Below are 23,171 nucleotides of genomic sequence, written 5' to 3' on the forward strand. Positions count from 1 at the left end.
TCCGCTTCGATGGAAGGGGAGGGGCAGGTCTTTCTCGGGAGAGAATGGGTTTAGCGGCTGGCAAACCTTATGCCGGTATCCACTGCGCCGGGCAGCGGGCTGGCGGCGGCCCAGGTGATGCAGCCATCGCCATTGCTGGCTTCCACGCGCGAACACATGGTGCGGCTGGCGACACGGTCAAAACCGCCCGCCGAAACGCGGAAATAGCGTTTTCCGCGAATGATCGCTTCGGTCAGGACCATTTCGTGGCCTGCCAGTTCGGGATAGCGGCTGACATAAATGCCCCAGGCGCGGCGTGCGCCCTGTTCGCTGGCGAAGCTGCCGAGCTGGACAAGGTGCGAGCCATCTGCGGACAGCGAAACCGGCGTTGCGGCCAGTTCTTCACCGCCCTGTTCAACCGGGTCTGAGCCGATCACTGACTGCTGAGCCGCCGATGGAATGGCGCGCCGGGCAATCGGGCGCGAAGGCTGGCCGGCCTGGCCTGCCACGCGCGGTTCGGGAGTGGCACCGTAACGGACAGGCGTGGTCTGCACCACGGGTTCGCTGACAAAGCGCACCACGTCCTGCGCAACCTGCGCGAGCGATCCGCCTTCCGGCGCCCGCGTGGCGAAGGCCTGTTCCACGCTGGTGGGGCGCTCGGTAGTCGGTGCCTGATAGCGCGTCAGCGCGATGTCGGGTTCGCCCCCGGGAGGCAGTTCCCTGCCCGATGCGGGGATGGCGATGGTCTCCAGCGCGGCCAGTTCCTGCGTGTCGCTGGGCGCAACCTGGACAGCCGCCGGTTCCGCAGCGGCATAGGCGCTTGCTTCGGCGATGAGCTGTTCAACGCCGGGAGTGTTGGCCAGCGCAAGCTGCACCGGCTGGCCCTGATCGCGTACGTCCGCAGGCACGCCCAGCAGTCCGGCAATGCGGTGCTCATGGGCAAGCGGGCTGGCCATTTCGGCCCAATAGGCCATGCGGTCGCCCAGCTGATCAGCCGGAACATCCTGCGCCGCCATCAGCCGTGCTTCGCGCCAGCGACCTGCCATGGCATAGGCATAGGCGAGGTTCTGGCGCATTTTCACGGTGTTTTCACCGCCGCGAATGGCGTTGCTCAACAGATGGATGCCGCGCTGTGGCTGTCCGGCCAGAGCCAGCGCAAGGCCCAGATCCGATGTGCCGATCTCGCCTTCCCAATCGTTCAGCAGGGCAGCGGCTTCTTCGTATTTGGCCTGTGCCGTCAGCGCCAGCGAGAGGCTGAGCGCGGTGCGCGGTGAATTGTCGCCCAGCGACATCGCATCGTTGAAGCTGGTCTGGGCTGAGGCAAAGCGGCCGGCATCGAGATAGGCGGTGCCCAGCATGGTGCGATAGGCAGCGTTGCGCGGATCGGCCTGCACGGCTTCCTCCGCCAGCCGGATGGCGCGGTCGGAGCGGCCTTCAGCCATCGCCTCTTGCGCGGCTGCGGCCGATATGTCGGCACGCGGCGCGGGATTGGTAGCGCAGCCTGAAAGCAGCACTCCGGCCATGGCGGTGGTGACCGCAAGGCCGATCATCCGATTGCTTTTGTCCACCTGGTACATTCCGGTCTGGCCCCCCTTAGGCCTTTCTTCCATCGCGCGTGACTTGCGCGGCGAGTGCTTCAATTTCGGGCATTTCGGCCATCATCTGGTCGAGCGCCCGGGTAACAAGCTGCTGTGCGCTGGCACCCAGCACGGCGCTGGCCAGCTTCAATTTGAGATGGCGTTCCTGATCGAGCCGCAGCGTAAAGGCAGCTCGGCGGCCAGCGGCCTGCGCCTGCGCGGCATCGGAAGTACCGGGGTGATCAGCGGCACTGATATTGGCATCGGCAATGCGCGTAAGCAGCGCTTGCTGCTGGCGTTTCACTTCCGGCTCTGCCCGCAAGGCCTCATCATCCTGGAAGGCGGCCAGCTGGGCTTCGATGGATTCGCCATCCGCCCCGATTTCATTGTCCTGCGCCAGATCGTCTGCAACGTCTTCGCCGTTCGCGCCGCGAAGGGCGGGCTTTGCGCCGCCTTTACGGGCAAGCAGAAGCGGGCCGAGTGAGGCGAAAGATGTGGGTTCGCTCATGGCCTGTTCCGTCACCTTACTGGGCAACCCGGCGGCCAAAGCCACCTTGCGCACGGTACACGCCATTGGCCTGCGCTGCGCTGGTGCCAGGAGCGGCAAACACGGTACGGCGGAAATTCTTCTCCAGCCGATCGGCGATGTAATGCCACAGCGCGACAACTTCCTGCGCGCTGCGTCCTTCCGGCTCCACTTCCATTACCGTGCGCCCGTCAATCATGGAGGCGGCAAAATCGGTGCGGTGGTGCAGGGTGATCGGGGCCACGGTGCCATGCTGGGAAAGCGCCACGGCAGCCTCCGAGGTAATCTTGGCCTTGGGCGTTGCGCCATTGACCACGAACAGCAGCGGCTTGCCGGCGCGTTCGCACAGATCAACGGTTGCGCCCACGGCGCGCAGGTCATGCGGGCTGGGGCGGGTGGGGATGACCAGCAGTTCGGCCACCGAAATGACCGACTGGATCGCCATGGTGATGGCAGGCGGGGTATCGATTACGGCCAGCTTGAATCCCTGCTGGCGCAATATCGCCAGATCATTGGCCAGGCGCGCAACGGTGGTTTGCGCAAAAGCCGGAAATTCGGCTTCGCGTTCATTCCACCAATCGGCCAGCGAACCTTGCGGATCGATGTCTATCAGCACCACCGGACCGGCACCGGCACGCTGTGCCTGCACGGCCAGATGACCGGACAGTGTAGTCTTGCCAGAGCCACCTTTTTGTGACGCCAATGCCAAAACGCGCACGGGCAATTCCCCTCAGATATTGGACCGGAAGAGAGGATTTCGCGGTCCTTCCTGGCAAGGAGTTCGCAGATCACCGTTTATTTTGGGTTAATTCGCAGCAGGACTTTATCATATACTGTGGCGGCGACGGTTTGAGCGGGCGGCACGATCTGCCGGATAATCGTGCTGCGAAGGGGGATGGCAGCACCCAGCCTCTCCCGAAATGCGCCCAAAAATCCGCGCGCCATAAATCTTTTGCTAAAGCCTCATTTACTATGAGGAGGCTTGTGTTTGCGTCAGACTCTAGGGGATGATCCCGTGAAACGCCCGGAAAAGTACCAGATTCTCAGACTAGCCGCGCTGTGTTCGGCGCTGGTCGCCGTGCCTGCAATGGCAGATGTAAGAGACGGCGTGGAAGCGTGGAGCCGCGGCGATTATGGGGCTGCGGTGAGCGAATGGGAAGGTCCTGCTGCTGCAGGCGATCCCGATGCCATGTTCAATCTGGGCCAGGCTTACCGAGTCGGGCGCGGCGTTCCGCTCGATCTGCAACGCGCCGAGCAATTGTTCTACCGTGCATCGCAGGCGGGCCATATCGAGGCGGGCGATATCTATGGCCTTATGCTGTTCCAGAACGGACGCCAGCAGGAAGCCCTGCCCTATGTTGCCGAAGCCGCCCGGCGCGGTGATCCGCGTTCGCAATATCTGATGGGCATTGCCCACTTCAACGGCGATTTTGCAGAGCGAGACTGGGTTCGCGCCTATGCATTGATGACGCTGGCCAATGGTTCGGGCCTGCCGCAGGCGATCCCGGCGCTGGCGCAGATGGATGAGTTCATCCCGCTGGAACAGCGCCAGCAAGGTGCCGGAATGGCCGAGCAATTGCGCGCCGAGGCGGACACTGCCCGCGCAGTGGAACTGGCTGCGGCAGATCTGGGTGTGCAGATACCTTCCGCCAGTCCCTCCGCCAGTCCCTCCGCCAGCCCGTCCGCCCGTCCGGCGCCACAGCCCAGCGCCCGGGTGCCGCGCCCGATTGCCACCACCGCCGTTTCGCCTTCGGTTGCCGCCGCGCGCTCCGCGCTGGAAGAGGCGAGCCGCGCCACCGGGACTGAAAGCCCGGCGCAGGCCGGTGCTGCCTATGGCGCGTCTGCTGCCCCATCACCTCGTCCCCGCCGCGTGGCCGGAACCACCGTCGCCTCCGCGTCTGCTGCGGCTCCGGTCCAGGCTCCGGCACCTGCTCCGGTACAGGCTCCAGCTCCGGCACCGGCACCCCAGCAGGCGCGAGCCGCTGGTCCGTGGCGGGTGCAGCTGGGCGCGTTTTCGGTCGCCAGCAATGCCGAGCGGCTGTGGAGCCAGCTGAGGTCCCGGCGCGAGCTGGCAGGGTATCAGCGCCTGCTTGTGCCTGCCGGCCGTGTCACCAAGTTGCAGGCCGGGGGCTATTCCTCGCGCGCCGAAGCAGAGGCTGCCTGCCGCTCACTGCAGAATTCAGGGCATGACTGTCTTGTGACGCGCGAGTGAAGCGCTAAGACCTGCGGACGGGAGTCCAATGGTCGCACAGCAGCAAGATAGTCCGGTTGAACAGGTGACGGTGGCGCCGGTGCAGGCTGGTGCGCGCATTGCCTCGCTCGACCTCATTCGCGGGATAGCGGTGCTGGGCATTCTGCTCGCCAATATTACCGGCTTTGCCCATGTCGATATCGCCTATTACTGGCCGCCCGCGCTGCCCGGCGGCGGCGATACGGCGGACAGGCTGATCTGGCTGGCGCAATATGTGCTGGTGGACGGCAAGTTCCGTGGTCTGTTTTCAATCCTGTTCGGCGCCGGGATGGTGCTGTTTATCGAACGTATCCCCGATTATCAGACCGCCGCGTTGTTGCAGATGCGGCGGCTGTTCTGGCTCATCCTGTTCGGGCTGGCGCATTTCTACCTGCTGTTCAAAGGCGATATATTGTTCAGCTATGGCTGCGCGGGGATGTTTGCGCTTTATGCCGTGCCGCTCAAGGCACGCACGCAGCTGACCATCGGCATCATCTGGGCCATGCTCGGCGCGTTGTGGCAGGGCATTGCCTATCTGCCTGCGGTGCTGACCGTACTGGGTGGCGCCGATGCCAATCCCACCGCCATCAGCCTGTATCAGCAATTCTGGCAGGGCCAGCTGGCCGATGCGGCGCGCAGCGGTCAGCTGATGGCGGGCGATTCCTATCTGGCGATCCTGCGCTATCGCCTGACGCAGGAGAGCGGCGACCTGTGGAGCTATTTCTCCTTTGGCTTTGTTGAAACCATCCCGCTGATGATGATCGGCATGGGCCTGTTCCGCAGCGGGGTTTTCCATTCCGGGGAAGGCAAGCCGCACTGGCGCGGACCGGCGCTGGCGGCACTGGTGCTGGGGCTGGCGCTGAACCTGGCGGCGGGCCTGTTCGTCTATTCCCGCGATTTCACACCCTTCATCACGCAGATGGCCTTCTTCGGCTTTTCCGGCTTTGCCAATGTGCCATTGCTGGTGGGGGGAACCTGCCTGCTGGCACAATGGGCGGCGCGGACGCGTGATGGGGCGGGCGATAGCTGGCTGGTGCTCAGATTGTCGGATGCTGGGCGCATGGCGTTCAGCAATTACATCGGCACATCGCTGGTGATGGTGCTGATATTCCAGGGCTGGGCCGGCGATCGGTTCGGCACCATGCACCGGGCGGAACTGCTGGTGGTGGTGACGCTGGGCTGGGCCATGATGATTGCCTTTTCGCGGGTCTGGCTGGCACGTTTCCGGCGCGGCCCGCTGGAATGGCTGTGGCGCTGCCTGACCTATTGGCGGATCTTCCCCAACCGCATTTGATAACGGTTCGCATCTGGCTTGCTATTGCAACAAAGTCGCATTAACACTGATCTCCACCACGGAGATTCGCCCGCCCATGTATATCTGCATCTGCAATGCCATTCGCGAATGTGACCTGCGAACAATGGCGCGCCGCACCGGCGGCGATGCGGAAGGCGTCTATGCGGCCTTGGGCAAGCGGCCCAATTGCGGCCAGTGCCTGGAAGAGGCCGAGGAGCTGATCTTCGAGGAACGCGAGAGCGCCCGCCCGGACACGGTGGCCGCCTGACCTCTCCTGAAACGCATTCGCAACAGCGCGGTTTTCCATCGTTTTTTCCCTCACGCGCAGGTGCTTTTGCTTGCCATCGGACCAATGCTCGCGCCTAATGTCAGGCAGGTAATCAAGGGAGGCCCCGATGAAGGGTGATGCAAAAGTCATCGAATATCTCAACCAGGCACTCACCAATGAGCTGACTGCGATCAACCAGTACTGGCTGCATTACCGCGTGCTGGACAATTGGGGCGTCAGCAAGCTGGCGGAATATGAGCGGCACGAATCGATCGACGAGATGAAACATGCCGACATGCTGGCCGATCGCGTGCTGTTCCTTGATGGCCTTCCCAATTTCCAGGCGCTGCACAAGCTCAAGGTTGGCGAGACGGTGGAGGAAATCCTGCGCGCCGATCTGGCGCTGGAAAACGAAGCGATCCCCCTGCTGAAGGATGCCATCGCCCATTGCGAGACAGTGCGCGACTATACCAGCCGCGAACTGTTCGAGCGGATTCTCGAAAGCGAGGAAGAGCACGTCGACTTCCTTGAAAAGCAGTTCGACCTGATAGAGCGGATGGGCCTGCCCAATTACATCCAGCTCAATTCCAAAGCCGCCGGTGAGGGCGCTTCCGAATAGGGCTGCATTTCAGGTTCGGTGCCTGGCGCGCGTCAGCTCACCCGCCAGAAGGCCGATCGCGTGCCGGGCTGACGCTGAATTTCGGCAATCCTGCGCTCGCCATCCCACAATTGGGCAGAGCCGCCCGTCATGTTGATTTCGGCAACGATCAGCGCGGTGGGGATATCGGGCACCTGCATGGCAAGCTTGTCCTCGCCGCCACGCCCAGTGGATGAAAATTCGATCCTGTATCGGTTCATCACAGCCGCTCCTTCGTTGCCGCATCCGGCAGGTCCCACGCGAAGGAGATAGCGCCGGTGCAGCTTAACGGAGGCTTTCAGCTCGGTCAGACAAACGGATTCTTGGGGCTTTTCAAGGTAAGTCGCACCGGAACTGCGCCGAAACCCAGTTCGCGCCTGATGCCGTTGAGCAGATAGCGTTCATAGCTGGTGGGCAGGGAATCCAGCCTGGTGCCGAAAATGACGAAGCGCGGCGGGCGCGTGCCGACCTGGGTAATATAGCGCAGCTTGATGCGCTTGCCGCCGGGCGCAGGCGGGGGATTGGCGCCCAGTGCATTGTCGAACCAGCGGTTGAGCGCTGCGGTGGGAACGCGGCTGCTCCACGCATCGCGCAGCTCGAAAGCGGCGGCCAGCATGGTGTCCAGCCCCTTGCCGGTGATGGCTGACACGGCGAGCAAGGGCACGCCTTTCAGCTGGGCCAGGCCTTCATCCAGAGCAGCGCGAATGCCGTTGAACAGGGCGCTGGGGTCTTCGGCCACGTCCCACTTGTTGATCGCGATCATCAGCGCGCGCCCTTCTTCCAGGGCGATATTGGCGATCTTGAGGTCCTGCACTTCCAGCCCGCGCGTGGCATCCAGCAGCAACACCACCACCTCGGCAAAATCGACCGCGTGCTTGGCATCGGCCACAGCCATGCGTTCCAGCTTGTCCTGCACCTTGGCGCGCTTGCGCATGCCGGCGGTGTCGATCAGCTTGATCTCGCGCGTCTCACCGGTCTTGGGATTGTGCCAATCCCACGGCACGGCGATGGAATCGCGGGTGATCCCGGCTTCGGGGCCGGTCAGCAGGCGGTCCTCACCCAGCAGGCGATTGATCAGCGTGGACTTGCCTGCGTTGGGACGGCCGACAATTGCCAGGCTGAGCGGAGCGGTCGGATCGTGCTCCTCCAGCTCCACTTCCTCGCCCGCGGCCAGCGCGGCTTCGATGGCGGCGGTCTTGGCATCGGCAGCAATCGCGGCTTCGGCCTCGGCCTCAATCTCGAGCCATTCGGCCTTGTCCGATATCAGCGGATTGAGCGCGTTATACAGCTGAGCCATGCCTTCGCCGTGCTCTGCCGACACCGGAATCGGTTCGCCAAAGCCCAGCGAGTAGGCCTCCAGTATGCCGCTTTGTCCGGCATTGCCTTCGGCCTTGTTGGCGATCAGCACCACCGGCACGTTTTGCTCCCGCAGCCAGCGGCCAATCTCCTCGTCCAGCGGGGTCAGCCCGGCGCGCGAATCGAAAACGAACAGCGCGGCATCGGCTCCCTTGAGCGAGACTTCGGTCTGCATGCGCATGCGGCCGGGCAGGGTTTCAGGATCGTCATCCTCCCAGCCAGCAGTATCGACTGCCTCGAATTCAAGGCCCAGCAGCCCCGCTTCGCCAAAACGGCGATCACGAGTGACGCCGGGCTGATCGTCGACCAGCGCCAGCTTCTTGCCGATCAACCTGTTGAACAAGGTCGATTTACCGACATTGGGGCGGCCGATAATGACCACCTGGGGGAGTTTGCGATGTACCATGAGGCCTGTCAGGTGGCGTTGACTGCTTGTTTTGGCAAGCAGCAAGTCACCAGCTGCCGATATTCTCCATGCTGGCCCAAGGCTCGCGCGGCTCCAGCGAGCCATCTTTTTGCAGCAATTCGATGGATACGCCGTCCGGTGTGCGGATGAAGGCCATGTGCCCGTCACGCGGGGGGCGGTTGATGGTCACGCCTGCATCGCTGAGCGCCTGGCAGGTCTGGTAGATGTCCTCCACCTGATAGGCCAGGTGGCCGAAATTGCGCCCGCCGCCATAGACTTCGCCGGCGCTGCCATCTTCGGGCGGCCAGTTATAGGTCAGCTCCACCTCGGCCACGTCTTCCTGTCCCGGCGCGGCCAGGAACACCAGCGTGAAGCGGCCTTTTTCGCTTTCCTTGCGGCGCACTTCCTCGATCCCGAGGAGCTTGAAGAAGTCCAGCGTGGCATCAAGGTCGGCCACGCGGATCATGCTGTGAAGAAATTTCACCATGGGATATTCAACTCCGTTCATCGCTATTCAAACACGGTTCATCGACAGCGCTGCAATCTTGCATGGTCTGCAACGCGCCAGAGAGGACCCTGAAGATGACACAAGATAGCGAAGAGCCTGCCAACTCCGCCACTCCTTTCTGGCGAAATCCGCCAGCCAGGCTTGTGCTTGCCTCCTGCGCGATGCTGACGCTGGGATTGATCGCTGGCGGATATCTTCTGGGCGATGGGCTGACCAGAGCCAAGATGGCGGACCGGTCCGTCACCGTGCGCGGTCTGGCGGAGCGCGAAGTGGTGGCCGATCTGGCCACCTGGACCATCTCCTATTCGGCAACCGCGAATGACATGACCAGCGCCCAGGCCAGCGTGGACCGCGACACCGCCAGCATAACCGCCTTCTTTGCCGAACTGGGCTTTCCTGAAGACGCGCTGCAACCCATTGGGGTGAATGTCTCCAGCTTCACTCAGGACGGCGTGCCCAATTTCACCGTGCGCCAGCGCATGACCCTGCGCAGCAACGATATCGAACGCGCCCAGCGCGCGGTGCGGCGCCAGTTCGATCTGGTCCGGCGCGGCGTGATGCTGGAGGAGGGGTCGGGCATGGCCTACACCTACACCAGGCTCAATGACATCAAGCCCGAGATGGTGGCCGAGGCGACCCGTGATGCGCGCGCTTCCGCAGAGCAGTTTGCCGAGGATTCCGGTTCCGACGTGGGCGGAATTCGCCAGGCCACGCAGGGCTATTTCTCTATCGATGCGCGCGATGGCGATGGCGGTGGCTGGGGCGTGGCCGATACGCCCTACAAGAAGGTGCGCGTGGTCACGACGGTGGACTTCTACCTCAGCTAGATCCCGCCTGCTGCTGGCAAGCGAACCTGCTGCGGACAAAAGAAAGGGCCCGCACCGTCGCCGGTGCGGGCCCAATTCTTGTACCGTGTCAGCCGAGCTTAGAAGCTGGCGGACAGGGTGAACACAACTGCGTCATCGGTGAAGTCATAAGCCGGGGCAACAATGTCGCCCTCAGCGCCGACATAGGCAACGCCAACCGAAACCACTTCACCCAGTGCAACGTCCGCGCCGATCGACCAGTCGAAAGCCTTGGAGTTGTTGGTGAAGGTCAGGAAACCATCGGTGTAGCCGAGGTGACCGGAGAGCGACACCGGGGTGTTGGGAATGCCAACGCCAACATCGGAATAGACGTAGAAGTTGTCAGTACCGCCCAGCGAATCCTGATCGGGTGCGTAAGCAACGCCCAGGGTCACTTCAGCCGGACCGGCAGTCACACCAACAGAGCTGTAGAATTCGACATAGTCGTAATCACAGCAGCCGGCGTTCGGATAGAGATAGGCAATCACGCCGACATCGAAAGAAACGGCATCGCTGACGCTGCCGCTCCAGCCGCCGTAGACGTCCAGTTCGGTGTGGCCATAGCCGACGGTGGTTTCGTCGATCGAGGAACCCCAGGTGCCGACATAGAAGCCAGCGGGCAGGGCTGCATCGATACCACCCTGGATAGCGATATCGCCACCCGAGAGGTCAACACCGCGGAAGCGATATTCGCTGACGACAGCAGCATTTGCGGAAAGTTCTACACCGATATCCTGTGCAGCTGCAGGAGCAGCGACAGCAATGGAACCGGCAAGGACGGTAGCAGCCATCAGGCTGCGAACGGACGTAAGCATGGGCAATTTCCTCAATTGCTTGGTTGAAACTCGTGCCTCGTCCCACCTGCGCGATCGCGATCCGGCCTCTGTTTTGTCGGGCTGGTATCCGCGGTCACGCAATTTAACTGCACTTCGATGTTGCAGTGCACAAGGTTTATTGCGTCATTTTCCCCAATCGCCGCAAATGTGTTGATTTTCCGCATCACATTCAGCGCCGAGACAGGTAAATTCGCAACTTCTGCTATCGCGGGGACCCGACTTGCGCCTTGCTGCATTGTCTTTACAGGACGCCGACCAGATCATGTTGCAGTTCATCAAATCCCTTCTGTCCGGCAAAGAGGATGCCGACCTGCCGGCCTTGCCGATGGGGCAGCGCGTCTATGCCATTGGCGATATCCACGGACGGCTCGACCTGTTCGAGGCGCTGATCGCGGCGGTTGAGGAAGACGATGCGCTTGCGCCAACCGCCGATACCACTGTCATCCTTCTCGGCGATCTGGTTGATCGCGGCCCGGACAGTGCAGGCGTGGTCCGCCGCGCGCGCGCCTGGCAGGCACAGCGCAACGTCCGCATCCTGTGCGGAAACCATGAGGAGATGTTCCTCAGGAGTTTCGACAATGCCGATATGATGCGCCATTTCATGCGCCACGGCGGGCGCGAGACCGTGCAAAGCTATGGCGTGGATCGCAAGGCGCTGGGCGCGGGCAGCGTGGAAGAGGCGCAGGCGATGATGGTGCAGGCCGTGCCCTCGCAGGAACTCGCCTATATCGCCAGTTTCGAGGATATGATCCAGCTGGGCGATTATGTGTTTGTCCATGCCGGGATCGATCCCGAAGTGCCCCTGGCGGAACAGCGGCCGCAGGATCTGCGCTGGATTCGTGAACCCTTCCTGTCCCACTCGGAGCCTTATGGGACGGTGGTGGTGCATGGCCATACGATCAGCGACCAGCCCGAGGACAAGGGCAACCGCATCGGCATCGATACCGGCGCCTATGCCAGCGGCAGGCTGACCGCGCTGGTGCTGGAAGGATCGCGCCGCCGCTATCTGGAAGCGGCCATGTCCGAAGATGGAACCATCAAGGCCGGACCGCGCGCCGTACCGGCCTGATCGCCGGTCGAAAAGCGGAGCAGTCAGCCGGAAAAATAAAGTGCCAGGGGGCCTGTAAGCCGGGTTCTGTCCTGCAACCGGTATCTTGCGACCAGCGCTGCAGGGGCAGCCATTCATCTAGGCTGCGGATCGCTCCGCAGCTCAAGCGACCAACCCGGATCTCTCGGAGCGAAACGCTCCTGCCTTCGTGCCTTGCGGCCTTCTCGCGCGAGACCCCTATTTGGTCTTGCTCCGGGTGGGGTTTGCCATGCGGAACCTGTTACCAGGCCCCCGGTGCGCTTTTACCGCACCCTTTCACCCTTGCCTGTGCGCTGTAGGCGCCATCGGCGGTATACTCTCTGTGGCACTTTCCCTCGGCTTCGGGAGCAAGCCCCCTCGCCGGGCGGGCGTTACCCGCCACCCTTGTTTCGTGGAGCCCGGACTTTCCTCGGCGGAGTTTCCCCCAACGCGGCTGCCCGGCCCCCTGGCACCGCCTATCTAGCCATTCCCCGGTCCCGATCCAAGAGCAGCTGAAACAATATTGCGCGGCATTCGCCATCAATCAGCCCGTCGATCTGCTCTGGTCGCCAGCGGCGCTGAAAGGCTTCCACCGCCTTGCTGCCATCGGTGATGTCATAGCCATAACGTTCCAGCGCCAGGTAAAAGGCGCTGTCATTGTCAAACGGATCGCCCAGGTCCAGCTTGCGAGGGCGCGGCAGGCACAGCTTGCATTCGGCCAGCCGGTGCCACGGAAACAGCTCGCCGGGATCGATCTTGCGGGCAGGCGCGATGTCCGAATGGGCCACCACATTGGCGCGCGGAATGTCATGCGCCTGCATGATCCGGTGCAGCAGCGGCAGCAGTGCATCGATCTGCGCATCGGCAAACGGGCGATAACCCAGCGCGTGGCCGGGATGGTCCAGCTCTATGCCGATACTGGCGGAATTGACGTCACGATTGCCGCGCCAGAACGATTGTCCCGCGTGCCAGGCGCGCTTGTCCTCGGCCACCAGGCGGATCACTTCGCCCTGTTCGCTGATCAGGTAATGCGCGCTGACTTCGGCAGCCGGGTCGCACATGCGCTCTATCGCGCTCTCGATCGGCTTCATTTCGGTATAATGCAGCACGACCATGTCGATCGGCGCCCGGCGCTCATTCCAGTTGGGAGAGGCGATCTCTTTGTGGACGAGCGGGTCGGTCACGGCGTGATCGTTACCCGATCAGCTCTGGCGCGGGCAGCATGGCACCCATCACCAGCGCTTCGTCCGATTTGGCATATTGCACCTTGCCGCCCTTCTCCTCCACGAGCAGGCGGATCATGTGGGCAGGGGCCGTGCGGCCGGAAAGCTCATCGTCAGCAAGCTTGCCTTCCAGCGCATCGCCGATGGCGGTGTCAAAGGCAATGCGGTTGCCGGCGGCGCGGATGGCAATCTCGGTCATGCCCTTGGTGGTTTCCGCCCCAACGGACAGCACCCCGCCGCGCACCAGCGCATCAAGGCCCATCGCCGCAAGGTTCAGCATCACCTTGACCGCAGGCTTGGACAATTTGGGTTCGCTCACAGCCCATTCCAGCTCCACCCGGTCATTGGCGGCAACCAGAGATGCCAGCAGCTGGCGGGGTTCTTCGCTGGGGACCATTTCGCCAAATCCGCCGGCCGCGCCAAACGCCAGGCGGAAGAACTTTAGCTTGTCGGCACTGATCCGTGCGCTCTGTTCCAGCAGTTCGAGGCAGCGCTGGCGCATGTCCGGGTCCTTCTCGTCAGCGAGAAGTTCCAGGCCATTGTTGAGCGCGCCGACCGGGCTGAGCAGATCGTGGCACAGGCGCGAACACAGCAGGGCGGCAAGGTCGAGTGAAGAAGTCATTCAGGATCCTGGACTGTAGTATGAATGCGCAAGGTGACACAAGTGACAGTGTGTAACCCTGCTGACGATCTCAAAAACCCATTAGAAACAGGATTTTGACTGGTTGCGGGCAAGGTGACACTTTTCCCGAAGCAGCGCGGAAAGACAAAATTCCTGCCTCTCCCGCCAATGCTTCGCTGCACGCCTTAGCCTTGCACGCGTTGGTATGAAAGCTCCGCGAAGCCCGATTCACCGTCGCGCCAGAACATTACATCGCCATTGTGGCCGATAATCGCCCAGATGCGTCCGTCGCCGCCCGCCATCGCCGCATCGGTGGCAGAGGGGCGGGGAGGGCCGCCAGGGTGAGAATGGTAATATCCCAGCACCTGCGGCCCGCCCGCCCGCGCGGCGCGGTGCGCATCCACCAGCGCCTGCGGGTCGATTTCGAAACGGCTGTGCGGCGATGGATCGATATTGGCGGCAGGACGCGCGGTGCGCACATGATTGCCCGCGCCCAGCAAGATGCCGCAGCATTCATGCGGCGCAGCGCGGGCGGCTTCGGCCAGCATCAGCGCCAGCGCCTCTTGCGTCACCTGTACGCAGGAAACTGGGCTGGGCGCTGGGCCTGCCACAGCCTTCGCGTCAGTTTTCGAAATAGACATGCTTGAGCGGATGGCGGGAATAGATGTTGGGCACCCACCCCCTGACCTGCGGATCGAGCAGATAGTTCTGCCGGCCCCAATAGATGGGGATGATCGGCAGGTCCTCTATCATCACCTGTTCGGCCTGCTGCAACAGCGCGTTGCGCCGGGGAATGTCGGTCTCCCCCTCTGCCTGATCCATCAGCTGGTTGAACCGGGGATTTTTCCACTTGCCCATATTGCGCGATCCATCGGTGGTGAAGGCTTCCAGCGGAGAATAGATATCGGGATCGGTCATCACCAGACTGGCGCGGGCGAGGGCAAAATCGCTGCCCAGCAGGGCATCCAGATAGACGCGCCATTCCTGATTATAAATGCCCACATCGATGCCCAGATTGGTGCGCCACATCTCCTGCAGGGCTTCGGCAATCTTGCGGTGCGCCTCGCTGGTGTTGATGAGGATTTCAAAGCGCGGAAAGCCCTCTCCGCCGGGATAGCCTGCTTCGGCCAGCAAGCGGCGCGCTTCCTCCACATGAACGGCGATGGGCGGCGCTGCCTGATAATCGGGATAGCCGGGGGGCATGTATCCGCCCGCCGGCAATTGCCCGCCCTGAACCACGCGGTCCACCAGCATCTGCCGGTCTATCGCCAGCGACAGCGCCCGGCGGACCAGCACGTTGTCCAGCGGGGGCCGCTCGACATTCACATAATAGAAATAGGGGGCCAGCATCGGATCGCTGACCAGTTCCGGCGCCTGCCGGTCACGATAGCCGGGAATCTTGTCCGGCGGGATCGTGCCGGTCACATGCAGCCGCCCGTCCTGGAACAGGTTTTCCTCGGTCCCGACATTGTCGACCGGGAAGAAACGCGCGCCATTGAGCCGGACATTGGCGGCATCCCAGTAATCGGGGTTCTTCTCCAGCTCGATCATCTGGTTGACGGTCCACGCCTTCATCATGAACGGACCATTGGTGACGAAGTTCTCCAGCGTTGCCCACGGGTTCTGGCGGTCGGTCATCGTGCCGTGCGCCTCCACCGCGCGCTGCGACAGTGGTGACATGATGGGCGCAGAGGTCAGGAACGGGAATGTGGGGACGGGGCGGATCAGGTCCACCACCAGCGTGCGATCATCGGGCGCGCGGACGCCAACCTGCGAAAAATCGCTGATCTGGCCAAGATTGAACGGCTCTGCATTGCGGATGAAATAGAAGGCGCTGCTGTCCTGCGCGCCCAGTTCGGGGCTGAGGACCCGCTGCCAGGCATAGAGGAAATCCCCCGCCACCACCGGATCGCCATTGGTCCATGTGGCGTTGTCACGCAGGTGGAAGGTCCAGCTGGTGAAGCTGCCGTCATGCTCCCAGCTTTCCGCCACGCCGGGGGCGGGGGTTGCCGGATCGTCCGGATTGGCCACGGTCAGGCCTTCGAACATCTCGTTCAGTATGTGCGCTTCGGGATTGCCCGTTGCCAGATGCGGGTCCAGCGTCTGCGGCTCCCCGCCGTTGCCGATCAGGATAATGCCCTCTGCCGCCGCGCGGTCCGTTTCGCGTTCGCCCGATCCGCAGGCCGCCAGCGCCAGCGCGGCGGCGAAAATCGTGGCAAGATTCGCGAATGTCCTGAATGCAGCAATCATGTGACCATTTCCCCTCAGTCGCGCTATACAGTCCCCGGATGACATACGCTCGCACCGATGCGCACGGGGCGCAAGGCGAGAGAGGGCAGCTGTGGCCGCGATACTTGTCAGACGGGGCACGCTCGGCCACATCGCCCGCATGGAGCGCGAAAAAACCATCACGGGCACGATCACCACCGCCGGCCGGCTGGACAAGGCGCTGGCCGAAGTGACCGATCTGTCGCGCGAACGGGTCAAGGCGCTGATATCAGAGGGAAAGGTGGAAGTGGGCGGCAAGGCTGCTTCCAGCGCTTCCGCCAAGGTTCAAGCGGGCTTGAGCTTTTCTGTCCACATTCCGCCCCTGGATAGTCCACAGGCTCTTCCACAGGATATCCCCATCACCGTGGTGTATGAGGATGAGCACCTGATCGTGGTGGACAAGCCTGCTGGCATGGTGGTCCACCCGGCGGCGGGCAATCCGGACGGCACTCTGGTCAACGCGCTGCTGCATCATTGCGCGGTGAAGGGCGGCGGTCAGCTGGCCGGAATTGGCGGCGTGGCACGGCCCGGCATCGTCCACCGGATCGACAAGGATACATCGGGCCTGCTGGTGGTGGCCAAAAGCGACGCCGCGCATGAGGGGCTGGCGCGGCAATTCGCCGATCACTCGCTCGAACGCGCCTATCTGGCGGTGTGCAGCGGCCATCCCGTGCCGCCAGCGGGCACGATTGATGCGCGAATCGGGCGCAGCGACGCCAACCGCAAGAAAATGGCGGTCCTGTCCTCCGATTCCTCGCGCGGGAAACACGCGGTTACGCATTACAAGACCCTGAAACGGCTGGATGGCTGCGCGCTGATCGAATGCCGGCTGGAAACAGGCAGGACCCACCAGGTCAGGGTTCACCTTGCGTCAATCGGTCATGCGCTATTGGGAGACCCTGTCTATGGCCGAGCAAATGCGCAGATTCGCCCTGTTCTCAAACGCCTGGAGTTCAACCGCCAGGCCCTGCACGCGGCGATTCTGGGGTTTAATCACCCCGTTAACGGTAACTTCTTGCGATTCAGCAGCGAATTGCCGGCAGATATGCGGGAACTGATCGACGAAACCAGTCATTCCAATCGATGAAATGCGTCCTATCTGACAGCGTGTTCGGCTATAAGGGACGAACCAATAATGTGGCCGCCGAAGGTCAGGTGCCCAGCAGGGGCCTGCAAATTGCGGTCGACGATAGAAAGGTATGGGAAAAAAGTGAGCAATAATCGACCTTCAGTGCCAGCCCTTGGCGGAGAGCAGAGCCTCAATCGCTACCTGGCCGAAATCAAGAAATTCCCGGTGCTGACGGCAGAGCAGGAATACATGCTCGCCATGCGCTACAAGGAACATGAGGATCCCGATGCCGCCGCGCAGCTGGTGACCAGTCACCTGCGCCTGGTGGCCAAGATCGCCATGGGCTATCGCGGCTATGGCCTGCCGGTGTCCGACCTCATTTCCGAAGGCAATGTCGGCCTGATGCAGGGCGTCAAGAAGTTCGAGCCGGAGCGCGGTTTCCGCCTGGCGACCTATGCCATGTGGTGGATCAAGGCGAGCATGCAGGAATTCATCCTGCGCTCCTGGTCGCTCGTGAAAATGGGCACCACCGCCGCGCAGAAGAAGCTGTTCTTCAACCTTCGCCGGATGAAGAAGCAGCTGGAAGCCTATGAAGACAGCGACCTGCACCCTGATGATGTGACCAAGATCGCCACCGATCTGGGCGTGTCGGAGCAGGAAGTCATCAACATGAACCGGCGCATGATGATGGGCGGCGATGGTTCGCTCAACGTCCCCATGCGCAATGGCGAAGATGGCTCCGGCGAATGGCAGGACTGGCTGACGGACGAGCGTCCGCTGCAGGACGTGGTGGTGGCCGAGGCCGAAGAGGCAGACCTGCGCCGCGAAATGCTGGTGGAGGCGATGGGCGCGCTCAACGACCGCGAAAAGCACATCCTGACCGAACGCCGCCTGACGGATAATCCGCAGACGCTGGAAGAACTGTCGCAGGTTTACGATGTCAGCCGCGAACGCATCCGCCAGATCGAGGTGCGCGCGTTTGAGAAGCTGCAAAAAGCGATGCAGCGCATTGCCGGTGAAAGGCTGATGCCAGCCGCGGCTGCGTGATCTTGCATTTATTGACCGGGCCGCTTTCGCTAGAAGGCGGCCCATGGTCATAACAACTCTGCGAATCCTCGCCAAATCCATCATCGTCTTCATCGCCGCCAGCCTGGTGCTGGTGGTGCTGTTTCGCTTTGTGCCGGTGACCTATACCGCCACCATGCTGATGGATGAGAACTCCGTCACCCGCGACTGGGAGCCGCTTTCGCGCATTGACCGCAACATGGTGAGCGCGGTGATCGCGGCGGAGGACAGCAAGTTCTGCACCCACGAGGGCTTCGACGTCGAAGCGATCGAGGATGCGCTGGAGGAACGCGCCGCCGGCACGCGCGAACGCGGCGCATCCTCCATCAGCCAGCAGACCGCCAAGAACGTGTTCCTGTGGCAGGGCGGCAGCTGGTTCCGCAAAGGGCTGGAGACCTGGTTCACCTTCCTGATCGAGAAGATCTGGACCAAACGCCGGATCATGGAAGTCTATCTCAATGTCGCGGAAACCGGCATCGGCACTTACGGCGTGGAGGCAGGATCGCAGCGCTATTTCGACCATTCCGCCGCGCGCCTTTCCCGCGATGAAGCCAGCCGCATCGCCGCGGCCCTGCCCAGCCCGAAAAAGCGCGAAGTGGTGAACCCCACCGGCTTCACCCGCCGATATGGCAACACGATAGAGGCGCGCATCGGTGTGGTGAGGCGTGACGGCCTCGACGCTTGCGTCTACGACTAGGCACATGGGCGCAGGCCACTCTCACAGCCATGACGATCATGACCACCATGAGGGTCATGCACACGGTCATGCACATGGGCATTCACACGGCCACGGCCATGCGCACAGCCACGCGCCTGCCGACTATGGCACCGCCTTTGCCGTAGGGGCGGGCCTCAACACCGGCTTCGTGCTGGTGGAGGCGCTGTTCGGCTATCTGTCCGGATCGATGGCGCTGATCGCCGATGCGGGCCACAATCTGTCAGACGTGCTGGCTCTGCTGATCGCCTGGGCGGCCAGCGTCGCGGCCAGAAAGCCTGCCACTGCGCGTTTTACCTACGGCCTCAAAAGCTCGACCATTCTCGCCGCGCTGGCCAATGCCACGCTGCTGGTGATCACCATTGGCGCCATTCTGTTCGAGACCATGCACCGCCTGATCGTGCCGGCGGACGTGGAGGGCTGGACCATGGTCTGGGTGGCGGGCATCGGCATCGTCATCAACACCGCCACCGCGCTGATGTTCATGCGCGGGCGCAAGCATGACATCAATATTCGCGGGGCCTTCCTGCATATGGCCGCCGATGCGCTGGTCAGCGTGGGCGTGGTGGTTGCCGGCGTGGCCATCGTGATGACAGGCGCGGTGCTGATCGATCCGATCGTCAGCCTGGTGATCGTGGCGGTGATCGCATGGGGCACCTGGGGCCTGCTGAAGGACAGTGTGAAGATGGGCCTGCTGGCCGTTCCCGATGGCATCAGCGAGAGCGATGTGCGCGCCTATCTGTCCGGCCTTGCAGGGGTGGAGACGGTGCATGACCTGCACATCTGGCCGATGAGCACGACCGAGACCGCGCTGACGGCGCATGTGTGCATGCCCGGCGGCCATCCCGGCGATGGCTTCCTGCACGAGGTGGCGCATGAACTGGAACACCGCTTCCACATCGGCCATGCAACCGTGCAGGTGGAGACGGGCCGGGCAGAGGAATGCGCGGTGGGCTGCGACTGATCGCTACGCGCCGGGCGGTTGCCGCATCCAGGCAGGAACTGGACCCGGAGACAATGTAAACATGGTCCTTCAGATCGTGCATTGCGCCAAAAGCAAACGGGCCGCCCGAAGGCAGCCCGCAAGCCAGACAGCCCTGATGGGCCGCGTCCAGTATCTGAGGGGGCCGAACGTCAGTTCGGCTCAAACGACCTAGGCCGCTTCTTCCTTCTTCTTCTCATTGCCGACCACGCGCACGGGTTCCTTGCGGCCCGCGATCACGTCTGCATCGACGACGACTTCGGTCACGCCTTCCATGCTGGGCAGGTCGAACATGGTATCGAGCAGAATGCTTTCGACGATGGAGCGAAGGCCACGAGCACCGGTCTTGCGCTTCAGCGCCTTCTCGGCAATCGCGCGCAGGGCCTCTTCGGTGAAGGTCAGCTCCACGTCTTCCAGCTCGAACAGCTTCATATATTGCTTGGCCAGCGCGTTCTTCGGCTCGCTCAGGATCGTCACCAGAGCATCGACATCAAGATCGTGCAGGGTGGCGATCACCGGCAGGCGGCCGACGAATTCCGGGATCAGGCCGAATTTCAGCAGATCTTCGGGTTCGCACTTTTGCAGCATTTCGCCGATCTTGGCCTTGGTGGGATCTTCCACATGGGCGCCAAAACCGATCGAACGCTTTTGCAGGCGGTCACCGATGATCTTTTCCAGGCCGGCAAAGGCACCGCCACAGATGAACAGGATGTTGGTGGTGTCCACCTGCAGGAATTCCTGCTGCGGATGCTTGCGCCCGCCCTGCGGGGGAACGCTGGCGGTGGTGCCTTCCATCAGCTTGAGCAAAGCCTGCTGCACGCCTTCGCCCGATACGTCGCGCGTGATGGAGGGGTTTTCCGCCTTGCGGGTGATCTTGTCGATCTCGTCAATATAGACGATGCCGTGCTGCGCCTTCTCGACATTGTAGTCGGACGACTGGAGCAGCTTGAGGATGATGTTTTCCACGTCCTCACCCACGTAGCCAGCCTCGGTCAGCGTGGTGGCATCGGCCATGGTGAAGGGCACGTCGAACGTGCGCGCCAGCGTCTGGGCCAGCAGCGTCTTGCCCGAACCCGTGGGGCCGATCAGCAGGATGTTGGACTTGGCCAGTTCCACATCGCCCGATTTCCCGGCGTGCTTCAGGCGCTTGTAGTGATTGTGCACGGCGACGGAGAGCACGCGCTTGGCGCGTTCCTGGCCGATCACATAATCGTTCAGCTTGTCACAAATCTCGTGCGGAGTGGCGATCTCGCCATCCTTCTTGCCCGCGATTCCACCCTTGGCTTCCTCACGGATAATGTCGTTGCACAGCTCCACGCATTCATCGCAGATGAACACGGTTGGGCCGGCGATAAGCTTGCGCACCTCGTGCTGGGACTTACCGCAGAAGCTGCAGTACAGGGTGCTCTTGCTATCGGATCCGCTCAATTTGGTCATAACCTCGCCTTATGCGCTGCCCCGCATGTTGTGATGACAGACGCAGGAATCAGCCACGCCAATGTATAGCTGGCCGAAACAATATCAATCGCATGTACCCTATATCCCCCGCCTTGATCCCGCCTGAAGGGACAGGGTTGCCAAAATGCTACAGTCCATGCGGCTGGTTGAAATGATAAAATAGGATGTGTGCCGCTTTCTTCCAGTCCCGGACGCAAATCCTGCGCAATTAAGCTGGGGCGGCGGTGGGCCTGCGCAGGCGGCGGCGGGCGCTGTCTATCAGCGGAAGTTCAACCAGCAGCCAGCACAAATATCCGAAAATCAGGGAGATAGCGGTGCCTGCGGCCATGAACAGCGCATAGGCCGGCAGTCCGTATTGCGAAAATGCGCCATGCCAGGCCGCGCCGAACGCCACCACGATCGGATAATGAATCAGGTAGAGAGAGTATGACATGTCCCCCATGCGGTGCCACAGCGCGCTGGGGGCCGCCTGGATGTGGACAAAGCCATACACCATCAGCGCCGATGGAATGCCAAAGCGCAACGCGCGCCAGGAATTGGGCATATCAGGCAGGAACAGCAGCAGGAACAGCCCGGCAAAGGCGATCACGTAATAGGGCAGGTGGGAGCGTGCTCCTCCCGGGAGGATCGGTCCCTTGAACACCAGACCCACGATCACGCCGAACACGAATTCCAGCAGGATTGGCCGGGCATAGAAGGCCAGCGCCACGGGCAGAGCCACCGCCTTGCCCAGCGCCACCAGCGCCAGCATGGAGGTGATCAGGATCGCCATCACCCGGCGCGGAACCCGTCCGCCCAGCAGGATGGCCAGCGCGAACATGGCGTAGAAGAACATTTCGAACAGCAGCGTCCAGCCCAGCGGCACCACCGGATAGATCGCGCCGATCAGCGGGTTCACCGCCGGCAGGAAAAGGTAGGATGCGATTATGTGCCAGATGTTGGTGCCGGTCCAGCCGATGGCGCCGGGTGCCAGCAGCAGCACCAGCACCACCGCGCTGGTGATCACCCAGTACAGCGGGGCAACGCGGGCGATGCGGCGGGCCATGAATGTGCCCGCGCTCAGCCGGCTGCCCTTGTCGGTCGACCAGACCATCACGAAGCCGCTGATCACGAAGAATACGTCCACGCCCGAACGCATCACTTCCAGCGCCGGAATGCCGCCAACAGGCGCCCATTGCTGCGAGAGGTGGTACAACAGCACCAGCACCGCAGCAAAGCCGCGCAGGTACTGGATAGTGGCGATTTCGCCGGGCGCGCCGGCCAGCGGGGGGAACAGGCGGGAGGCCAGACCGGTGGCGCCGCTGTTGCCAGCGGGCTTTGCCAGACCGGTCATGCCCCTGCCCTCGTTATCATGTCAGCAAGAATGCTGGCAGCCCCCCACCACATGCTTATTCAGGCGCGCCGCCGGTGCCCTCTGGCTCATCGGGATTTTCACCCTTGGGACGATGCGCGAAGACCTTGTCGACAATGCCGAATTTCAGCGCTTCTTCCGCTTCCAGGAAGGTGTCACGGTCCATCGCATTCTCGATATCGGTCAGGCTCTGGCCGGTATATTTGACGTAAAGATCGTTCATCCGGCTGCGGATGCGCAGAATCTCGCGCGCCTGAATCTCGATATCGGAGGCCATGCCGCGTGCGCCGCCGCTGGGCTGGTGCACCATGATGCGGGCATTGGGCAGTGCCACGCGCATGCCTGGTTCACCCGCTGCCAGCAGGAAGCTGCCCATCGATGCCGCCTGGCCAACGCACACGGTGCGTACCTTGGGCTTGATGTATTGCATGGTGTCATGGATCGCCATGCCGGCCGTCACCACGCCGCCGGGCGAGTTGATGTACATGGAAATATCCTGGCTGTTCTCGCTCTCCAGGAACAGCAGCTGGGCAACGATGACGCTGGCCATGTTGTCCTCCACCTGTCCGGTGACGAACACGATCCGTTCACGCAGAAGGCGGCTGAAAATGTCGAAGCTGCGCTCACCCCGGCTGGTCGATTCCACCACCACCGGGATCAGCTGGCCGGTAATGGGATCGGTGGTGAAGCGGTCGTTGTTATCGCCGAACGGGTCGAACATGGATGTCCTCTCAGATTGAATTGCGAAACCTATGTCGCGCGTGCTCACCTGATGTTCAAGGGGCTTGCGCGCTTCTCCCCCATCCGCCTGACAATATCCGCTGTTCGGGACACGGGAACAGCGGTTCATCGTGCACGGTAAGCGCCCCGTCGAATCCAGTCTGTGACAC

Annotated in this window: 25 protein-coding genes and 1 other RNA gene; 11 read left to right on the forward strand and 15 right to left on the reverse strand. The window is 62.4% G+C overall.

The window, feature by feature from the left end; genetic code table 11:
• Positions 1-50 precede the first annotated feature (50 nt).
• A complete protein-coding gene (locus GRI32_RS08795; protein ID WP_160591333.1) occupies positions 51-1,547 on the reverse strand; it encodes a CDC27 family protein in 1,497 nt (498 codons plus the stop codon).
• A 25-nt stretch (positions 1,548-1,572) separates the two neighbouring features.
• Complete coding sequence (locus tag GRI32_RS10875) at positions 1,573-1,707, reverse strand: hypothetical protein (protein WP_272916791.1); 135 nt, start codon at positions 1,705-1,707, stop codon at positions 1,573-1,575.
• Positions 1,708-1,713: 6 nt separating this feature from the next.
• On the opposite strand from GRI32_RS10875, the gene GRI32_RS10790 reads away from it, so the two are divergent.
• Positions 1,714-2,040 carry a hypothetical protein gene (locus tag GRI32_RS10790; RefSeq protein WP_237437480.1) on the forward strand — a complete coding sequence of 109 codons (327 nt, stop codon included), beginning with the start codon at positions 1,714-1,716 and terminating at the stop codon, positions 2,038-2,040.
• 40 nt (positions 2,041-2,080) lie between these two features.
• Here GRI32_RS10790 and GRI32_RS08805 read toward each other — a convergent pair whose 3' ends face one another.
• A complete protein-coding gene (locus tag GRI32_RS08805) occupies positions 2,081-2,800 on the reverse strand; it encodes an AAA family ATPase (RefSeq protein ID WP_160591337.1) in 720 nt (239 codons plus the stop codon).
• 297 nt (positions 2,801-3,097) lie between these two features.
• On the opposite strand from GRI32_RS08805, the gene GRI32_RS08810 reads away from it, so the two are divergent.
• From GRI32_RS08810 to bfr, 4 genes are all read left to right on the forward strand, one after another.
• Positions 3,098-4,294 carry an SPOR domain-containing protein gene (locus tag GRI32_RS08810; protein WP_337190193.1) on the forward strand — a complete coding sequence of 399 codons (1,197 nt, stop codon included), beginning with the start codon at positions 3,098-3,100 and terminating at the stop codon, positions 4,292-4,294.
• A gap of 28 nt (positions 4,295-4,322) precedes the next feature.
• Positions 4,323-5,606, forward strand: a complete 1,284-nt coding sequence (locus GRI32_RS08815; protein WP_160591339.1) for a DUF418 domain-containing protein — start codon at positions 4,323-4,325, stop codon at positions 5,604-5,606.
• Between the two features lie 76 nt (positions 5,607-5,682).
• The gene (locus tag GRI32_RS08820; RefSeq protein ID WP_160591341.1) at positions 5,683-5,874 is read left to right on the forward strand and encodes a (2Fe-2S)-binding protein; all 192 of its coding nucleotides are present in this window, start codon (positions 5,683-5,685) and stop codon (positions 5,872-5,874) included.
• 127 nt (positions 5,875-6,001) lie between these two features.
• Entirely contained in the window at positions 6,002-6,493 is a 492-nt protein-coding gene (bfr, locus tag GRI32_RS08825) for a bacterioferritin (protein ID WP_160591343.1), read from the forward strand.
• A 32-nt stretch (positions 6,494-6,525) separates the two neighbouring features.
• Here the strand turns inward: bfr and GRI32_RS08830 are convergent, their stop codons facing one another.
• The 3 genes from GRI32_RS08830 to GRI32_RS08840 form a co-directional block, all read right to left on the reverse strand.
• Complete coding sequence (locus tag GRI32_RS08830) at positions 6,526-6,732, reverse strand: hypothetical protein (RefSeq protein WP_160591345.1); 207 nt, start codon at positions 6,730-6,732, stop codon at positions 6,526-6,528.
• A gap of 86 nt (positions 6,733-6,818) precedes the next feature.
• Positions 6,819-8,273, reverse strand: coding sequence for a ribosome biogenesis GTPase Der (der, locus tag GRI32_RS08835; protein WP_237437481.1), 1,455 nt, complete (start codon positions 8,271-8,273; stop codon positions 6,819-6,821).
• A 46-nt stretch (positions 8,274-8,319) separates the two neighbouring features.
• Positions 8,320-8,760: a VOC family protein gene (locus tag GRI32_RS08840; protein ID WP_160591762.1), complete on the reverse strand. Its 441-nt coding sequence runs from the start codon at positions 8,758-8,760 to the stop codon at positions 8,320-8,322.
• Positions 8,761-8,942: 182 nt separating this feature from the next.
• Between GRI32_RS08840 and GRI32_RS08845 the strand changes: the two genes are divergently transcribed.
• Positions 8,943-9,608 carry an SIMPL domain-containing protein gene (locus GRI32_RS08845; protein ID WP_237437498.1) on the forward strand — a complete coding sequence of 222 codons (666 nt, stop codon included), beginning with the start codon at positions 8,943-8,945 and terminating at the stop codon, positions 9,606-9,608.
• A gap of 98 nt (positions 9,609-9,706) precedes the next feature.
• Here GRI32_RS08845 and GRI32_RS08850 read toward each other — a convergent pair whose 3' ends face one another.
• Positions 9,707-10,441 carry a TorF family putative porin gene (locus GRI32_RS08850; protein WP_160591350.1) on the reverse strand — a complete coding sequence of 245 codons (735 nt, stop codon included), beginning with the start codon at positions 10,439-10,441 and terminating at the stop codon, positions 9,707-9,709.
• A gap of 256 nt (positions 10,442-10,697) precedes the next feature.
• On the opposite strand from GRI32_RS08850, the gene GRI32_RS08855 reads away from it, so the two are divergent.
• On the forward strand, positions 10,698-11,531 hold the full coding sequence (locus tag GRI32_RS08855) for a metallophosphoesterase family protein (protein WP_337190194.1): 834 nt from the start codon (positions 10,698-10,700) through the stop codon (positions 11,529-11,531).
• Positions 11,532-11,570: 39 nt separating this feature from the next.
• On the opposite strand, the gene rnpB is transcribed toward GRI32_RS08855, so the two are convergent.
• The 5 genes from rnpB to GRI32_RS08880 form a co-directional block, all read right to left on the reverse strand.
• Positions 11,571-11,998: RNase P RNA component class A (rnpB, locus tag GRI32_RS08860), an RNA gene on the reverse strand.
• A gap of 6 nt (positions 11,999-12,004) precedes the next feature.
• Complete coding sequence (locus GRI32_RS08865) at positions 12,005-12,712, reverse strand: N-acetylmuramoyl-L-alanine amidase (RefSeq protein WP_160591352.1); 708 nt, start codon at positions 12,710-12,712, stop codon at positions 12,005-12,007.
• 10 nt (positions 12,713-12,722) lie between these two features.
• Entirely contained in the window at positions 12,723-13,373 is a 651-nt protein-coding gene (locus GRI32_RS08870) for a histidine phosphotransferase family protein (RefSeq protein WP_160591354.1), read from the reverse strand.
• A 185-nt stretch (positions 13,374-13,558) separates the two neighbouring features.
• The gene (locus tag GRI32_RS08875; RefSeq protein ID WP_160591356.1) at positions 13,559-14,014 is read right to left on the reverse strand and encodes a M67 family metallopeptidase; all 456 of its coding nucleotides are present in this window, start codon (positions 14,012-14,014) and stop codon (positions 13,559-13,561) included.
• The gene (locus GRI32_RS08880) at positions 13,995-15,623 is read right to left on the reverse strand and encodes a peptide ABC transporter substrate-binding protein (RefSeq protein ID WP_160591358.1); all 1,629 of its coding nucleotides are present in this window, start codon (positions 15,621-15,623) and stop codon (positions 13,995-13,997) included. Before GRI32_RS08880 ends, GRI32_RS08875 begins: the two co-directional genes overlap by 20 nt.
• 139 nt (positions 15,624-15,762) lie before the next feature.
• Between GRI32_RS08880 and GRI32_RS08885 the strand changes: the two genes are divergently transcribed.
• The 4 genes from GRI32_RS08885 to GRI32_RS08900 all read left to right on the forward strand — a co-directional run bounded on the left by GRI32_RS08885 (position 15,763) and on the right by GRI32_RS08900 (position 19,454).
• Positions 15,763-16,728 (forward strand): RluA family pseudouridine synthase, encoded by a 966-nt coding sequence (locus GRI32_RS08885; RefSeq protein WP_160591360.1) that lies wholly within the window; start codon positions 15,763-15,765, stop codon positions 16,726-16,728.
• Between the two features lie 123 nt (positions 16,729-16,851).
• Positions 16,852-17,757 carry an RNA polymerase sigma factor RpoH gene (gene rpoH, locus GRI32_RS08890; protein WP_337190195.1) on the forward strand — a complete coding sequence of 302 codons (906 nt, stop codon included), beginning with the start codon at positions 16,852-16,854 and terminating at the stop codon, positions 17,755-17,757.
• A 43-nt stretch (positions 17,758-17,800) separates the two neighbouring features.
• A complete protein-coding gene (mtgA, locus tag GRI32_RS08895) occupies positions 17,801-18,472 on the forward strand; it encodes a monofunctional biosynthetic peptidoglycan transglycosylase (RefSeq protein ID WP_160591364.1) in 672 nt (223 codons plus the stop codon).
• Between the two features lie 4 nt (positions 18,473-18,476).
• The gene (locus tag GRI32_RS08900) at positions 18,477-19,454 is read left to right on the forward strand and encodes a cation diffusion facilitator family transporter (RefSeq protein WP_160591366.1); all 978 of its coding nucleotides are present in this window, start codon (positions 18,477-18,479) and stop codon (positions 19,452-19,454) included.
• Positions 19,455-19,643: 189 nt separating this feature from the next.
• Here GRI32_RS08900 and clpX read toward each other — a convergent pair whose 3' ends face one another.
• From clpX to GRI32_RS08915, 3 genes are all read right to left on the reverse strand, one after another.
• On the reverse strand, positions 19,644-20,909 hold the full coding sequence (clpX, locus tag GRI32_RS08905; RefSeq protein WP_160591368.1) for an ATP-dependent Clp protease ATP-binding subunit ClpX: 1,266 nt from the start codon (positions 20,907-20,909) through the stop codon (positions 19,644-19,646).
• A gap of 229 nt (positions 20,910-21,138) precedes the next feature.
• Positions 21,139-22,263, reverse strand: coding sequence for an acyltransferase family protein (locus GRI32_RS08910; protein WP_160591370.1), 1,125 nt, complete (start codon positions 22,261-22,263; stop codon positions 21,139-21,141).
• A gap of 55 nt (positions 22,264-22,318) precedes the next feature.
• Positions 22,319-23,002 (reverse strand): ATP-dependent Clp protease proteolytic subunit, encoded by a 684-nt coding sequence (locus tag GRI32_RS08915; protein WP_160591372.1) that lies wholly within the window; start codon positions 23,000-23,002, stop codon positions 22,319-22,321.
• Positions 23,003-23,171: the final 169 nt, after the last annotated feature.

It is taken from the genome of Alteraurantiacibacter aestuarii, from assembly GCF_009827405.1.
Lineage (GTDB): Bacteria > Pseudomonadota > Alphaproteobacteria > Sphingomonadales > Sphingomonadaceae > Alteraurantiacibacter > Alteraurantiacibacter aestuarii.